This window comes from Mesorhizobium delmotii, from assembly GCF_900149755.1.
GTDB classification, from domain to species: Bacteria; Pseudomonadota; Alphaproteobacteria; order Rhizobiales; family Rhizobiaceae; genus Mesorhizobium; species Mesorhizobium delmotii.
In genome coordinates this window covers 122,192-136,366 of sequence record NZ_FUIG01000092.1, presented here as the reverse complement: position 1 = coordinate 136,366, position 14,175 = coordinate 122,192, and the positions used below count along the sequence as shown (strand labels likewise).

At 63.2% G+C, this 14,175-nt stretch carries 13 protein-coding genes and 1 pseudogene; 4 read left to right on the top strand and 10 right to left on the bottom strand.

Going from position 1 to position 14,175, the window contains the following annotated elements:
- Positions 1–46: 46 nt before the first annotated feature.
- Positions 47–283 (top strand): hypothetical protein, encoded by a 237-nt coding sequence (locus tag BQ8482_RS35085; protein WP_244603111.1) that lies wholly within the window; start codon positions 47–49, stop codon positions 281–283.
- 149 nt (positions 284–432) lie between these two features.
- The gene (locus BQ8482_RS35080; RefSeq protein ID WP_123151723.1) at positions 433–1,455 is read left to right on the top strand and encodes a fatty acid desaturase; all 1,023 of its coding nucleotides are present in this window, start codon (positions 433–435) and stop codon (positions 1,453–1,455) included.
- A gap of 44 nt (positions 1,456–1,499) precedes the next feature.
- On the opposite strand, the gene BQ8482_RS35075 is transcribed toward BQ8482_RS35080, so the two are convergent.
- The 8 genes from BQ8482_RS35075 to BQ8482_RS38540 form a co-directional block, all read right to left on the bottom strand.
- Positions 1,500–2,120 carry a DJ-1/PfpI family protein gene (locus BQ8482_RS35075; protein ID WP_123151722.1) on the bottom strand — a complete coding sequence of 207 codons (621 nt, stop codon included), beginning with the start codon at positions 2,118–2,120 and terminating at the stop codon, positions 1,500–1,502.
- Positions 2,121–2,256: 136 nt separating this feature from the next.
- Positions 2,257–2,793 carry a DUF934 domain-containing protein gene (locus tag BQ8482_RS35070; protein WP_027153075.1) on the bottom strand — a complete coding sequence of 179 codons (537 nt, stop codon included), beginning with the start codon at positions 2,791–2,793 and terminating at the stop codon, positions 2,257–2,259.
- A 187-nt stretch (positions 2,794–2,980) separates the two neighbouring features.
- Entirely contained in the window at positions 2,981–3,745 is a 765-nt protein-coding gene (locus BQ8482_RS35065; protein WP_095496871.1) for a phosphoadenylyl-sulfate reductase, read from the bottom strand.
- Entirely contained in the window at positions 3,720–5,390 is a 1,671-nt protein-coding gene (locus BQ8482_RS35060; RefSeq protein ID WP_123151721.1) for a nitrite/sulfite reductase, read from the bottom strand. The genes BQ8482_RS35065 and BQ8482_RS35060 overlap by 26 nt, the downstream gene beginning before the upstream one ends.
- Positions 5,391–5,436: 46 nt before the next feature.
- Positions 5,437–5,742 carry a DUF2849 domain-containing protein gene (locus BQ8482_RS35055; RefSeq protein ID WP_123151720.1) on the bottom strand — a complete coding sequence of 102 codons (306 nt, stop codon included), beginning with the start codon at positions 5,740–5,742 and terminating at the stop codon, positions 5,437–5,439.
- The gene (cysG, locus tag BQ8482_RS35050) at positions 5,739–7,190 is read right to left on the bottom strand and encodes a siroheme synthase CysG (RefSeq protein WP_123151719.1); all 1,452 of its coding nucleotides are present in this window, start codon (positions 7,188–7,190) and stop codon (positions 5,739–5,741) included. The genes BQ8482_RS35055 and cysG overlap by 4 nt, the downstream gene beginning before the upstream one ends.
- A 278-nt stretch (positions 7,191–7,468) precedes the next feature.
- A complete protein-coding gene (locus BQ8482_RS35045) occupies positions 7,469–7,942 on the bottom strand; it encodes a cupredoxin domain-containing protein (RefSeq protein ID WP_123151718.1) in 474 nt (157 codons plus the stop codon).
- Positions 7,935–8,105 carry a hypothetical protein gene (locus BQ8482_RS38540; protein ID WP_156768434.1) on the bottom strand — a complete coding sequence of 57 codons (171 nt, stop codon included), beginning with the start codon at positions 8,103–8,105 and terminating at the stop codon, positions 7,935–7,937. The genes BQ8482_RS35045 and BQ8482_RS38540 overlap by 8 nt, the downstream gene beginning before the upstream one ends.
- Positions 8,106–8,420: 315 nt before the next feature.
- On the opposite strand from BQ8482_RS38540, the gene BQ8482_RS35040 reads away from it, so the two are divergent.
- The gene (locus BQ8482_RS35040; RefSeq protein ID WP_095488474.1) at positions 8,421–8,870 is read left to right on the top strand and encodes a baeRF12 domain-containing protein; all 450 of its coding nucleotides are present in this window, start codon (positions 8,421–8,423) and stop codon (positions 8,868–8,870) included.
- Positions 8,871–9,075: 205 nt separating this feature from the next.
- Positions 9,076–10,874, top strand: a pseudogene (ybaL, locus tag BQ8482_RS35035) (YbaL family putative K(+) efflux transporter).
- Between the two features lie 25 nt (positions 10,875–10,899).
- Here ybaL and BQ8482_RS35030 read toward each other — a convergent pair.
- Positions 10,900–11,652: an SDR family NAD(P)-dependent oxidoreductase gene (locus BQ8482_RS35030; protein WP_027153080.1), complete on the bottom strand. Its 753-nt coding sequence runs from the start codon at positions 11,650–11,652 to the stop codon at positions 10,900–10,902.
- A 207-nt stretch (positions 11,653–11,859) separates the two neighbouring features.
- Positions 11,860–14,115, bottom strand: a complete 2,256-nt coding sequence (locus BQ8482_RS35025) for a transglycosylase domain-containing protein (protein WP_123151717.1) — start codon at positions 14,113–14,115, stop codon at positions 11,860–11,862.
- Positions 14,116–14,175: the final 60 nt, after the last annotated feature.

Sequence of the window (14,175 nt, the reverse complement as noted above, 5' to 3'; positions counted from 1 at the left end):
CCATTCGTCTGCTGGAAGAGTTTCGAAGCCGACACAGGATTTTGAGATGATGACCCGCAACGATGGCGACTGTAACAAGAATGGCGCCCGCAACAATGACGAAAGACGTGAAAGGCTCGCGGCCGGCATCAGGCGCCAGTTCGGCACCGAGGCAACGATGCACTTTCTGCGCGCGTTGCCGGCGTTCCGGACGGAGAACGACATTCCCGATCGTTTCAAGGAATTGCTTGACCGCCTGGACGGCATCGAAAGCAGCGTAGCCGCCGGTGGCAGACGGCGATAGACCAACACATTCGCCTGTCGTTGCGTGCCACCGGAGTCCAAGCATGCCCTTCGACATTGCAGCACCTAGAGCATCGCGCGACAATTACGCGCAGTAACTTCGCGTGATCCCTGCCTTGCGGCGACGGAATGGTCCGTCTATGCTTCCTGATGAACATGATTTCCCCCGAAGCTGTAGCGAACAGCAAACGTGCCTGGTTGAAAATCCTGGCGCGTTACAAGAAACCTGACAGGCGGCGCAGCGCCGTCGAACTTGCCATCACCCTCATCCCTTTTGCCACGCTGTGGGCACTGTCCTCGGCTGCCTATGCCCATGGTCATTGGTGGGGTCTGATCCTGATCCTTCCGGCCGCCGGCTTTCTGGTGCGGATCTTCATGATCCAGCACGATTGCGGCCACGGTTCTTTCTTCGCCAACCGCACCGCCGACGACTGGATCGGCCGCGGGCTGGGCATCCTGACCTTGACCCCTTACGATTGCTGGCGGCGTGCCCACGCTACCCATCACGCAAGCGCCGGCAACCTCGATGAACGCGGCACGGGCGACATCACGACGCTGACTGTCGCCGAATATCGGCAAATGTCCTGGCGGGGCCGCCTTGCCTATCGTCTCTATCGCCATCCGCTCGTCATGTTCGGCCTCGGCCCCATTTGGCTTTTCATCTTTGAGCAGAGACTGCCGGTCGGCATGATGCGAGGCGGCCTCACGCCCTGGGTGTCGTCAATGGCCACCAATGTGGCCATCGCGGTCGCCGCCGCTGCCCTCGTCTGGTTCGTCGGCCTCGAAGCGTTCCTGGTTGTCCATTTGCCCATCGTCGTTCTGGCCGGTTCCGCCGGCATCTGGCTGTTCTATGTCCAGCACCAGTTCGAAGAGACCGAGTGGGCAAAGGACTCCGAATGGGAGTTCCAGCATGCGGCCCTGCACGGCTCGTCCTATTATGACCTGCCGCCGGTACTGAACTGGTTCACCGGCAATATCGGCGTCCATCACGTGCACCACCTCTCCGCCAAGGTGCCGTGCTATCGTCTGCAGGAAGTCCTGAGGGACTATCCGGAACTGCGCGAAATCGGCCGCGTCACGCTTCTCGACAGCCTGCGCTGCGTCAAGCTGGCTCTGTGGGATGAGAGCCGCAGCAAGCTGGTGTCGTTTCGCGAAGCGCGGATGACTGCGTAAACGCACCGCCGCACCACAGGTGCGGCGGTTTTCCAAGACCTGGCTCAAGCCGCCTTGCGTTCGTCGCGCATCAGGATCTCGCCGTGGCGGATCTCGGTGCCGAGCACCTTCAGGCATTCGCGCATGAAGGCGGCGAGGCCCGGCCAACCCTTGGCCGATACCAGATTGCCGTCGACATGGGCGCCGGTCGGCGCGACATCGATGTAGGTGCCGCCGGCGAGCGTGACTTCCGGCTCGCAATACTGCAGCGCCGCGACTTCCCTGCCGCGCAGCACGCCGTCGACTGCCATCAGGATCTGCGCGCCATGGCAGATGGTGAAGATCGGCTTGCCGGTCTCATGGAAATGCCGCACCAGCGCCTGCACGCGCTTGTCGATACGGATATATTCCGGGCCGCGCCCGCCTGCCGCATAGACGGCGTCGTATTCGGCCGGATTCACCTCGGCAAAGCTCTTGTTGAGGATGTAGTCGTGGCCGAGCTTTTCCGTATAGGTCTGGTGACCCTCGAAGTCGTGAAGCGACGTCTTCAGGATATCGCCCGCCTTCTTGTCGGGACACACGACATGGACCGTGTGGCCGACCGCATGCATGGCCTGTTCAAAGACGAAAATCTCGTATTCCTCGCTGAACTCGCCAACGAGCATCAGTATCTTCTTACCAGCCATTCCCGGTTCCTCCCTTGGTGGCGGTATTTATTTCGGATCGCGAAATAATAGGCCCTATCTTAAGGTGCGGACGCCGAAAATAAAAGATTGAATCTGCAAAGTGGTCCGACCAGATGCGACCTGCTCCGGGGGAAGATCAGCCAGCGCGCACCCGCCGCCAGGAATATTTGGGGCCTTTGGCCTCCGGCTTCACGGTCGGCTGGTAGGAGAGCGGCAGACCGCCGGTGCGGCCTTCCTCGAGCCGTTTCAGCAACACTGGATTTGATACTTCGAACTCGTCGAAGCCGAGGCGCAGCATATGCGGAAGCTGGTCGACCAGAACCTGCCCCGTGGCGCGGACCGCGCCCTCGAAACGGTAGCGGCTGCGCAGCAGTTCGCCCTTGGAGAAGGACCGGCCGTCACTGAAAGCCGGGAAGGCCAGCGCCACCAGCGATATCTGGTCGAGCAGATCCGCAATCTTCTCGAGCTGATCGCCGGGCTGAAGCAGCACGCCGAGGCGCTCCTTCGCCGACCGGCGCACCGCCGGATCGAGGTCGAGAAATGCCTGCAGCGGCAGGATGAAGCGGCCATTGCCGGAGAGTGCGTCGGCACTCTCGGCATGGCTCCACTCGTCCTCGCTAAAACCAGTCGGGGTCCAGAGGCGGGTGGCGTTTTCCGCTATCGATTCACTCATCGAGAAATTCCCAAGTCCACAAAATTCTAAAGTTGAAAACGCTCAAGGGTGTGTTGAGATTCAGGTCAGGCCGAGCCGAGAATGGTGGCTTCCGAGAACCGGAGCGAAGCGTACTTTGGGTACGTGAGCACCGGAAGCGCAGGAAGCCGCCATTCGCAGGCCGGCCTCACCTGAATATCGACATACCCTAAAGCGATGCGTCGGTCAGCGACTTTTCCAGCCCCGACAAATGGATGCCGCACTCGGTCTTGGCGTGCCCTGCCCAGCGGCCGCTGCGCGCGTCATCGCCCGGCTGCACCGGCTGCGTGCACGGGAAGCAGCCTATCGACAGATAGCCATAGGCGACCAGCGGATTCTCACGCAGCGCATGCGCGCGCATATAGTTGGCCTGGTCGGCGGTCGTCCAATGCGCCAGCGGATTGATGCGGATTCGCGAGCCGACCGCCTCGAACACCGGAAGGGACGCCCGCGTCGTCGCCTGAAAACGCTTGCGGCCGGTGAACCAGGCGCGGAACGGCTCGACGCCGCGCGCCAATGGCTCAACCTTGCGAACACCGCAGCAGGCGTCGGTGTCGGTCTCGTTCAGATTGCCGGTCGGATCGATCCGTTCGAGTGCCGCTTCTTCGGGCGTGATCACCCGGATGTCGGTCAGCCCGAAATCGGCAACCAGCGCGTCGCGATAGCCGAGCGTCTCCTCGAAGTGCTTGCCGGTGTCGAGGAAGATCACCGGCAGCGTCCGGTCGATCTTGGCGATCATGTGCAGCAGCACTGCCGAATCCGCGCCGAAGGACGAAACCGCGGCGATTTCACCGTGAAAGAATTCCTGGGCCGACCGCTCGATGATCTCCAGCGGTTTCAGATGACCATAGAGCGCATCGAGCCCCGCCGCTTCGGCGGCGATACCGGCCTCGACGTCGACGATACGATCAAGCGGCCTTGGCTTCGCCAGCATAGAGCGCCTCCTTGAACGGCGCGGGACCGACACGGCGGTAGGCGTCGATGAATTTTTCGGTTCTGTCCAGTCGAAGCCCGAGATAGGTCTCGACGATCTGTTCGATGGCGTCGGTGATCTCTGCCGAGCTGAAGCCGCGGCCGATGATCTCGCCGACCGAGGTGTTCTCGTCGGCCGAGCCGCCGAGTGTGACCTGATAGAGTTCGGCGCCCTTCTTTTCGACGCCGAGGATGCCGATATGGCCGACATGGTGATGGCCGCAGGCGTTGATGCAGCCGGAAATCTTCAGCTTCAATTCGCCGATCTCGCGCTGCCGCTCGAGCGAAGCGAAACGAAGCGAGATTTCCTGCGCCACCGGAATGGAACGCGCCGTTGCCAGCGCGCAATAATCGAGGCCAGGGCACGAGATGATGTCTGATATCAGGTTGGAATTGGCCGTTGCCAGTCCGATGTCGACCAGTGCGTCATAGACCGCCTTGAGGTCGGCGCGCGCGACATGCGGCAGGATCAGGTTCTGCTCATGGCTGACGCGCAACTCGTCGAAGGCATATTTTTCGGCAAGGTCGGCGACCGCTTCCATCTGGCTGTCGGAGGCGTCGCCCGGCACCTCGCCGATGCCCTTGAGCGAGATCGTCACGGCGGCATAATCGGGATGACGGTGGGTCACCACGTTCTGGTCGAGCCATTCCGAAAAGCTCTTCGAATCGAGGCGGGCAAGCTTGACCGCCTCGTCGCCTTCCGGCCGGTCGGCCAGCGCCGGCGGCGCGAAATAGGCATCGATGGCGCGGATGTCGGCTTCCGGCAGTTTCAGATCCGCATCCTTCAGCTCCTGCCATTCGGCTTCGACCTGGCGGGTGATCTCCTCGACACCGGTCTCGTGGACTAGGATCTTGATGCGCGCCTTGTATTTGTTGTCGCGGCGGCCGTAGAGGTTGTAAACGCGCAGGATCGCCGTGCAATAGGACAGAAGGTCCGCCTCGGGCAGGAAGTCGCGGATCTTCTTGGCGATCATCGGCGTACGGCCCTGGCCGCCGCCGACATAGACGGCAAAACCGAGTTCGCCGGCCGCGTTCTTCTTCAAATGCAGGCCGATGTCATGCGTCTGGATGGCGGCGCGGTCGCGCTCGGCGCCGGTCACCGCGATCTTGAATTTTCTCGGCAGGAACGAGAACTCCGGATGCACCGACGACCATTGGCGCAGGATTTCCGCATAAGGACGCGGATCGGCCACCTCGTCGGCGGCGGCACCGGCGAAGTGGTCGGCGGTGACGTTGCGGATGCAGTTGCCGCTGGTCTGGATGGCGTGCATTTCGACGCTCGCCAGATCGGCCAGGATCGCCGGAATGTCCGACAGCGCCGGCCAGTTGAACTGGATGTTCTGGCGCGTCGTGAAGTGGCCGTAGCCCTTGTCGTATTTGCGTGCGATGTGGCCGAGCATGCGCAGCTGCTTGCTGTTCAGCGTGCCGTAAGGCACCGCGATGCGCAGCATGTAGGCGTGCAACTGCAGGTAGACGCCGTTCATCAGCCTCAGCGGCCGGAACTGATCCTCGGTGATCTCGCCGGCAAGCCGCCGCGTGACCTGATCGCTGAACTCGGCGACGCGGGCCTGGACGAAATCGTGATCGAACTCATCGTAACGGTACATGTCTGGTCTTTCCGGGCGCGTCCGCCCGTTTCATCAAATTTGTCGTTTACGCCGCCCGGGCGGCTACCGGGCGGGCCTGCTTGCCCAGATCGTTGCGATTGGTCGGGCCGGCGGCGCGGATCTTTTCACGCAGCCGCACCGGCTCGACCACACCATTGGCGACGGTCACGTCGATCAGATTGACGTCGACCACTTCGTTGTTGGCGTAGGCCGTGGCGCCGATTGCCTCCAGCCGGTCTTCAGCCACCTTGTCATGGGCCACGTCGGCATGGTCGATGGTCTCGGCCCAGCCGCCATTGGCGTACCAGACGGCTTCGCCGTTGGTCAGGCGGTTTGCGGTCAGAACTTTCATCGTTCAGCTCCTTCGGCGGCTGTTTGGGCCGCGCCTTCATGCCTGTGTGCCGCGAGCGGCTCGGAACGTTCAAAGTTGGCGCCGGCGACCGCATCGCCGATAATCGTCATGACCGGGCCGGTAAGGTCGGCGCGGACCTCCAGCGACGGCAGGTCGGCGAGCGTGCCGTGGAATCGGCGGCGGTTGGCAAGGCTGGCATTCTCGACCACGGCGACCGCCGTATCCGGCGACAGGCCGGCCTCGATCAGCCGGCCGGCAACTTCGGCCGCGACCGAGCGGCCCATATAGACGGCGACCGTGGCGCCGGAAATGGCGAGCTTGGCCCAGTCGGGCAGCGAATTTCCCTTGAGGTCGTGGCCGGTGGTGAACACCATCGACGACGACACGCCGCGCAGCGTCAGCGGCAGCTCGAAATCGGCGGCGGCGGCGAAGGCCGCGGTGACGCCCGGAACCACCTCATAGGCGATGCCGGCATCGCGCAGCGCTGCCATTTCCTCGCCCGCCCGCCCGAACACCAGCGGATCACCGGATTTCAGCCGCACGACGCGCTTGCCGTCGCGGCCGAGTTCGATCAGCAGCGCGTTGATTTCGGCCTGGCTCTTGGTATGGCAGCCCTTGCGTTTGCCCACCGGCAGACGCTCGGCGTCGCGACGGCCCATGGCGACGATCGCCTCCGGCACCAGCGCATCATGGACGATGACATCGGCTTCCATCAGCAGGCGGTGGGCGCGCAGCGTCAGCAGGTCTTCGGCGCCTGGACCCGCGCCAACCAGCGCAATGTGACCCGATGCCGGCGCGCTCGAAAGCAACAGGTCGACGGCGGCGTCATGCGCCTGCGAAAGCTGGCCGGCGTCCATGGCGCGAGCCGGTGCGCCGCCGAAAAAGTCGCTCCAGAAGCGGCGGCGAGCATTGCCTTTCGGCAGCAATCTCTCGGCGGTGCCGCGCAACGAGGCGGCAAGCGAAGCAAGCGGCCCGAGCGATGGCGACAGCATGCGGTCAATGCGGCTGCGCAGCATCTGAGCAAGCACCGGACCTGCCCCTTCCGTGCCGATGGCGATGGCGACCGGCGCGCGGTTGACCAGCGCCGGAGTGAAGAAATCGCACAGCTCCGGCCGATCGACGGCATTGACCGGAATACCCAGCCGGCGCGCATCTTCGGCAACGCGCCGGTCGAGCGCCTCATTGCCGCTGGCGGCAAACACCATCACCGCGCCTTCGAGATGCGCGGCATCGTAAGCGGCAGCGATGTGGATGGCGCCATTCGCGGCGATGAAGGCCAGCAACTCGGCCTCGGCGGCATCGGTTATGATGCGCAGCACGGCGCTCGACTGGCCGATCAGCCGTGCCTTGGCCAGAGCCTCCTCGCCGCCGCCGACGATGGCCACGGCTTCGCCCTCGACCCGCATGAAGACGGGAAAGGCGTTGAGCTTGGTTATGGCCTGCGGCATGGCGAGCGGAATCCTGAATACGCTGTCAGTTCTACGCGCGAGCGCGAAAAAGCAGAAGGAACGCACTCGCGCATCGCTTCGTGCGAGGCAATCGCTTTTCCGCAAGCACCGAAGGCAGGAGAAAAAAATTCCACACCCACGAATGGAGCGGATCCAAGCCGCTGTTGCGCGCCTTGATCTGCCGCCGTTCTAGCGGCAAGCGAGGTGTATCACAAAACACTTTCTTCTAAATTCTACCAATCTAGTAGATTAAAGTCACCAAGCGCCGAACACGCTGATCAACCGCCTGCCAGCACGATCAACTCGCCCACCATCGACGGCTGATGAGTCCCACACCGAAATTCAAACACACCCGTCTTATCGGCGGTGAAGGTTACGGTGGTGAGCTGGCCGCGCTTGACAGTGAAGCTGACATCGTAGCCGTCGATCACCCCCGGATGCTCCGCGCCATTGACACCCAGGATTTCGAGCGTGACTTCGTCGCCCTGGTTCACGATGATCTGATTGGGCTCCCAGCGGTAGGCCGATACCTCCCACCGACCCTCGGCGTTGGGCGCTTCGAGCTCGTAGCCCTTACCTTCTGGTAGGCCCGCGGTCGGGAACGGCTCCTTGTCGACGGTCGTCCCGCCCTTGGCCTCGACCGCGACCATGGTGATGGTGCGTTTCGCCGCCTGCGCGAGATCGGCCGACGCCGCCGCGCTCAGCGCCACACCTAACGAAAGCAGCGTCGCGGTTGTGCTAGACTTAAACATTTGGACCTCCCTTGATGTTGTTATCCACTGTGAAACGCGCGCTGCCACCGCCACCGGCCGAAAAGGCGGGAGCGATCACAAGGCGCGCATCGACAAGCAAGGACACCAGGCTGACGATCAATCGTGCTTGCATGGGGATCACCTCAAACGGGTGTATCGCCATATCAACGATTCCAAACGCCGGATTCTTCCAGCCTTAAGACGCAGCCCGTCAAGCAGGCTGCCCCTGTGGCGAGTGAGTGCTCCACTGCCACGTCTCGGGCACGAAGACTGCTACATGATAGCCCGCTTCGATGTCGTGGCCGAACACCGTCATCCTTGGCTGGTTGGTTGGCTCGCTCGCTGTTCTTGTCGTCACCGGAACATTCCTGCCTCGGCGCGCGTTTGCCCTGCGAATCCGAGCCTGGCTGTTCAGCTGCGGCAATGGCTCCAGAGACGGGCCTAGAAAACCATGAAAAACAGGAAAAAGGAGCGCTCCGTGAACAACCTCAAGCTGAAACGCGGACTGTGGATCGTGGTGGCCGACGGCGAGAAGGCGCTGTTCCTCGAGAACCGTGGTGATACCCAATATCCCGACCTTCAGGTCGTGCAGGAGATGGAACAGGCAAATCCGGCGACGCGAGAGCAAGGTTCGGACCGCCCCGGCCGCTACAGCGACGGCCCTTCCGTCCACCGCAGCGCAGTCGAGGACACTGACTGGCATCGTCTCGGCAAGGAGCGTTTCGCCGACGAAATTGCCGAGCGGCTGTACAAGCTCGCGCACCGCGGCGCTTTCAAGGAGATGGTGCTGATCGCACCGCCGCAGGTGCTGGGCGACATGCGCCGAAAACTGCACAAGGAAGTTGCCGAGAAGATCACAGTGGAAATTCCGAAGACACTGACCAACCACACCATCGTCGACATCGAGAACCTGCTGCAGGCGGCCTGATCGCAGGCATCAGGCGCGCTAGCCGTTTCTTTTTTGCAGCAACCGTTGCCAGCCCCGAGGCAACTCGCCCTCTGCCATCTTTGTCGTCGATTTCATGGCATTTGCGGGTTGCCTCGCGGCCATCCGAGCCGCCATATTGCAAAGGCGGCTGCTTTTTGGCGACGCATATCCGACATCGTGATTTTTGAAAGGCGCTCCATAGACCATGCCGCATGACACGCCCCTTATCGCCACCATCGTCGCAGGTTTGGGGCTGGCTTTCGTCTTCGGCGCACTTGCCAATCGCTTCCGCATCCCGCCGCTGGTCGGTTACCTCATCGCCGGCGTGCTGGTTGGGCCAAACACGCCGGGCTTCGTCGCCGATGCCGGCCTCGCCAATGAACTGGCCGAAATCGGCGTGATCCTGTTGATGTTCGGCGTCGGCCTGCATTTCTCGCTGAAGGACTTGTTGTCGGTCCGCGCCATCGCCGTGCCGGCGCCATCGTCCAGATCGGCTTCGCGACAGCGCTCGGCGCCGCTCTTGCCTGGATGCTCGGCTGGTCGATGGGCGCGGGGCTGGTGTTCGGGCTGGCGCTTTCCGTCGCCTCGACCGTAGTGCTGCTGCGTGCCTTGCAGGAGCGGCGTCTGATCGAGACCGAGCGCGGCCGCATCGCCGTCGGCTGGCTGATCGTCGAGGATCTGGCCATGGTGCTGGCGCTGGTATTGCTGCCGGCACTGGCCGGTGTGCTGGGCGGCCAGGAGCAGATGGAGATCCACAGCGGCGGCCTGCTGTTGCTGCCGGCGAGCTACGGCGTTTGGGGTATCGTCGGCATGACGCTGGCCAAGGTCGCGGCCTTTGTCGTCGTCATGCTGGTGGTCGGCCGCCGGGTCATTCCCTGGATCCTGCACTACGTCGCCCATACCGGGTCGCGTGAATTGTTCAGGCTGGCGGTGCTGGCCATCGCGCTCGGGGTCGCCTTCGGCGCGGCCAAGCTATTCGGCGTCTCGCTGGCGCTGGGCGCTTTCTTCGCCGGCATGATCATGAGCGAATCCGAACTCAGCCATCGGGCGGCCGAGGAATCGCTGCCGCTGCGCGACGCCTTTTCCGTGCTGTTCTTCGTTTCGGTCGGCATGCTGTTCGACCCGTTCAGCCTGGTCAGCAATGGCTGGCCGGTCCTGGCGACACTGGCCATCATCGTCATCGGCAAATCATTGGCCGCCTTCGTCATCGTCGTCGCCTTCCGCTATCCGATCGCGACCGCGTTGATGATTTCGGCAAGCCTTGCCCAGATCGGCGAATTCTCGTTCATTCTGGCCGAGCTCGGCGTCGGGCTGAAGCTGCTGCCCGAACAAGGACGCGACCTGATCCTCGCCGGTGCTATCCTGTCGATCGTTCTCAACCCGCTGATGTTCCTTGCCGTCGACTGGATGAAACCCTGGCTGGAAAGGCGCGCCGGCAAGACGGCGCCGCTCGATGAGGCAAAGCCGATCGGCCCCGCGACGGAGCCAGGCCAACTGGCTTCGGTTGCGGCACCGGTGAAAGAGGACGGCCCGCCACCCAGCACAGCGCTTACCGGCCACTCCATCCTGGTCGGCTATGGCCGTGTCGGCAGCCTCGTCGGCGCGTCATTGAAGGAGGCCGCCCTGCCCTTCCTCGTCATCGAGGATGCCGACAAGACGCTGGCGAAGCTCAGGGACGACGGCATCGAAACCGTATCCGGCAATGCGGCGAATAGCGAGGTGTTCGCCGCAGCCAATCCCGAGGGCGCGAAGCGGCTGATCCTCGCCATCCCCAACGCCTTCGAGGCGGGACAGATCGTGCTGCGCGCCCGCACCGCCAACCCGAAGATCAACGTCATTGCCCGCGCCCATTCCGATGCCGAGGTCGAGCATCTCAAGGGGCTCGGAGCCGACATCGTTATCATGGGCGAGCGCGAGATCGCGCGCGGCATCGTCGAAGTGGTGATCGGACATGCTGCGGCACCTGCGTTGCCGTTAATGGCGGCCGAGAAGCCGAAGGCATAGCTCCTTCAGTGGAGCGAAACACCATTCACACGTGCTGGCCGCCATTGATGTGGATTTCCGAACCCGTCACATAGGACGCCTGCTGAGAGCACAAGAAGAAGATGATGTCGGCGACTTCGGCCGTGGTTCCCAGCCGCCGCAGCGGAATCGTCTCGACGATCTTTTCCGTGCCGGGCGACAGGATCGCCGTGTCGATCTCGCCGGGTGCGATGGCGTTGACGCGGATGCCGTGCGGGCCGAAATCATGCGCCATTTCGCGCGTCAGCGAGCCGAGCGCGGCCTTTGACGTCGCATAGGCGGTGCCGGCGAAGGGGTGCACCCGGGTGCCGGCGATCGAGGTGACGTTGACGATCGAGCCTTTGGCCGACGCCAATTCCCTAAACAATCCCCGCGCCAGCATGATCGGTGCGAAGAAATTGACCTGGAACACGTCGCGCCAGACGTGCATCGGCGTGTCGATCGAATTCATGCGGCTGTTGCCGTCCTTGAGCTTCGGCGAGATGCCGGCATTGTTGACCAGCGCATGAAGCTGGCCGCCATGCGCTTCCAGCCGATGGCGGATTTCCGAGATCGCGATACCGACATCCTCCTGGTCGGCCAGATCGACCTTGATGTGGTCTTCCGGACCGGCCGGCCACGGGCAGTCCTCGGCAAAGGCCTGGCGCGAGCAGGTGATGACGCGCCAGCCTTCGCGCGAAAAGCGCTTGACCGTGGCATGGCCGATACCGCGGCTGGCGCCGGTCAGCACGATGGTCTTTCTGGTGTCGGTCTCGGCCATTCGCGATCTCTCTAATGCATGTCGCGCAAAAGTGTGCAGCGGTTTTGCGATAACGACATGCGTAAAACAACAACCTAAAGCGCGTCGCATGAGGCCGGTCAAACGCGACGCGCTTTAGGGCGACGTGCGTCCCTTTGGACGCACAAAGTACGCTCTAGCACTTTTAACCCGGAGATGTAGCGGAACACGGCAGCGATGACGAGGGGGTCAGCCGCCGGTGAGGATGTCGAGGATCGAGGTCTGCCGCTTCTTGACCGGGCCGCCGACATCACCGGGCGGCACCGGGCGCTTGATCGATGCGGTGTTGCTGTCACCGCCCGGCATGCCGAAGCCGCCGCCATCGACCGTTTCGGCTGGACGCACAGCGCGAGGCGATGACGCTTTTTGGGCGGACGGCGCGGATTGGCTGACCGAAGCGGACGGTACCGGCGCCGGTTGCGGCGTGTTGGACGGTATTTCGTCCTGCACGATCGTATCCGCAGGCGTCGACCTCCATGTTCCAGGCAGCGGCCGCACCGGCACGCCTTCATGCGCGGCGACCATGAATTCATGCCAGGCCTGCGCCGGCAGCGCGCCGCCGGTGACCTTCTTCATCGGACTGCCATCGTCATTGCCGAACCAGACGCCGGTGGTGAGATTGGCGGTATAGCCGATGAACCAGGCGTCGCGCGAATTCTGGCTGGTGCCGGTCTTGCCGGCGGCCGGCCAGGCAAAGGCCGCCTTCCTGGCAGTGCCGATTTCGACAGTGCCGGTCATCATCGAGTTCATCATACCGACAATCTCGGGCTTGACGACGCGCGGGGCGCCGCCACCATTGTTGTCGTAGAGCACCTTGCCGCCGGCTGTCGTCACGCGGCGGATAAAATGGACGTCCGGCCGGTGGCCGCCATTGGCGAAGGGGACATAGGCCGACGTCAATTCAAGCGGCGTCACTTCAGAGGTGCCGAGCGCGATCGAGGTGTTGGCCGTGAGGTCGGACTGGATGCCCATGCGATGCGCCGCCTCGACGACGGCGTCAGGTCCGACTTCCATCGTCAGCTGGGCGGCCACCGAGTTCAGCGATTTCGCCAGCGCCGTCGCCAGCGTCACCTTGCCGAAATACTTGCCGCCGTAATTGGTTGGCGTCCATTTGCCTATTCTGACCGGCGCGTCATTGCGCACGCTGTCGGGCGTACGGCCGGCCTCCAGCGCCGCCATGTAAACAAACGGCTTAAACGCCGAGCCCGGCTGGCGGCGCGCCTCCGAGGCGCGGTCGAACTGACTGGTCGAATAATCATAGCCGCCGACCATGGCACGTACCGCGCCGGAATTGTCTATCGACACCAGCACGCCCTGGCTGGCATTGAGCTTTTTGCCGCTCCCGTCGATCAGCCGGCGGATCGATTGTTCGGCGAGCTTCTGCAGCGTGAGGTCGACGGTGGTGTCGACGATGATGTCGCCGCGCACGTCGCCGATCAGGTCGGGCAGTTCTTCCACGATGGTGTCGGCGACATAGTTTTCCGAGCCCGTCCAGTAGGATGCCACCCGCGACGCCGGCGCGGTCATCGCCGTGGTCAGTTCCTTGGCGCTGATCTTGCCTTCGTCGCGCATGGCGGCGAGAACGAGCTGCGCGCGCTGCTCGGCCGCCTTCGGGTCACGCGCCGGAGACAGTCGCGAGGGCGCCTTCAACAGGCCAGCGAGGAGTGCGGCTTCGGGCAGCGTGACATCGCGCGCGCTCTTGCCGAAATAGCGGCGCGAGGCCGCTTCGACACCATAGGCGCCGGAGCCGAAATAGACCCGGTTGAGGTACATTTCGAGGATCTGGTCCTTGGTGTGCTTGTGCTCGAGCCACAGCGCCAGAAGCACTTCCTGCACCTTGCGTTCCAGCGTGCGATCGGGCGTCAGGAACAGGTTTTTCGCCAATTGCTGCGTCAGTGTCGAGCCGCCCTGCGAAAAACGCCCGCCGAGAACGTTGGCCACCATGGCTCTGGACAGACCGATCGGGTCGATGCCCAAATGCGAATAGAAGCGGCGATCTTCGATGGCGATGACGGCCTCGGGAATATAGGCCGACATTTCATGCAGGCCGACGGCTTCGCCGCCGCTCATGCCGCGATTGGCAAGCAGCTTTCCGTCGACGGAGACGATCCTGATATTGGGTGCGCGGTCGGGAATGGCCCAGGTGGTGGCCGCCGGCATTTTCGCACCGTAATAGACAATGATGCCGGCGGTGGCGATGCCGCCCCATATGGCCAGAACGAAGCACCAGTAGGCCAACCGGCCGAGCACGCCGAACAGGCCGCGCCGGCTTTTGCCGCGTCCTCGACGCGACGATTTTGTCTTGGCCGATTGGCGCTTTGCAGAGGTCTTGCGGTTGCTCGGCACGACGCGATCCTCCTCGCTCACCGAAAAACCGGCCGAGGATTTCGCCCGTGGCGGTCCCTCGAAGCTCGGTTCGATGCGGCTGTCTCTACGGTTCGCCATGCGCTGTGCTGTCTGTCCCGATGCCTATCGCATCGGCCCGAAAATCGGAATCGATTTTCG

Excerpts from the sequence above, each read along its gene's own strand:
- BQ8482_RS35070 (WP_027153075.1), bottom strand. The coding sequence starts at position 2,793 with ATGAGTGAATCGATAGCGGAAAACGCCACCCGCCTCTGGACCCCGACT.
- BQ8482_RS35030 (WP_027153080.1), bottom strand. The coding sequence starts at position 11,652 with ATGGCCGAGACCGACACCAGAAAGACCATCGTGCTGACCGGCGCCAGC.
- BQ8482_RS35080 (WP_123151723.1), top strand. The coding sequence starts at position 433 with ATGAACATGATTTCCCCCGAAGCTGTAGCGAACAGCAAACGTGCCTGG.
- BQ8482_RS35075 (WP_123151722.1), bottom strand. The coding sequence starts at position 2,120 with ATGGCTGGTAAGAAGATACTGATGCTCGTTGGCGAGTTCAGCGAGGAA.
- BQ8482_RS35025 (WP_123151717.1), bottom strand. The coding sequence starts at position 14,115 with ATGGCGAACCGTAGAGACAGCCGCATCGAACCGAGCTTCGAGGGACCG.
- BQ8482_RS38540 (WP_156768434.1), bottom strand. The coding sequence starts at position 8,105 with ATGGCGATACACCCGTTTGAGGTGATCCCCATGCAAGCACGATTGATC.
- BQ8482_RS35055 (WP_123151720.1), bottom strand. The coding sequence starts at position 5,742 with ATGAAAGTTCTGACCGCAAACCGCCTGACCAACGGCGAAGCCGTCTGG.
- BQ8482_RS35065 (WP_095496871.1), bottom strand. The coding sequence starts at position 3,745 with ATGCTGGCGAAGCCAAGGCCGCTTGATCGTATCGTCGACGTCGAGGCC.
- BQ8482_RS35060 (WP_123151721.1), bottom strand. The coding sequence starts at position 5,390 with ATGTACCGTTACGATGAGTTCGATCACGATTTCGTCCAGGCCCGCGTC.
- BQ8482_RS35045 (WP_123151718.1), bottom strand. The coding sequence starts at position 7,942 with ATGTTTAAGTCTAGCACAACCGCGACGCTGCTTTCGTTAGGTGTGGCG.
- BQ8482_RS35085 (WP_244603111.1), top strand. The coding sequence starts at position 47 with ATGATGACCCGCAACGATGGCGACTGTAACAAGAATGGCGCCCGCAAC.
- cysG (WP_123151719.1), bottom strand. The coding sequence starts at position 7,190 with ATGCCGCAGGCCATAACCAAGCTCAACGCCTTTCCCGTCTTCATGCGG.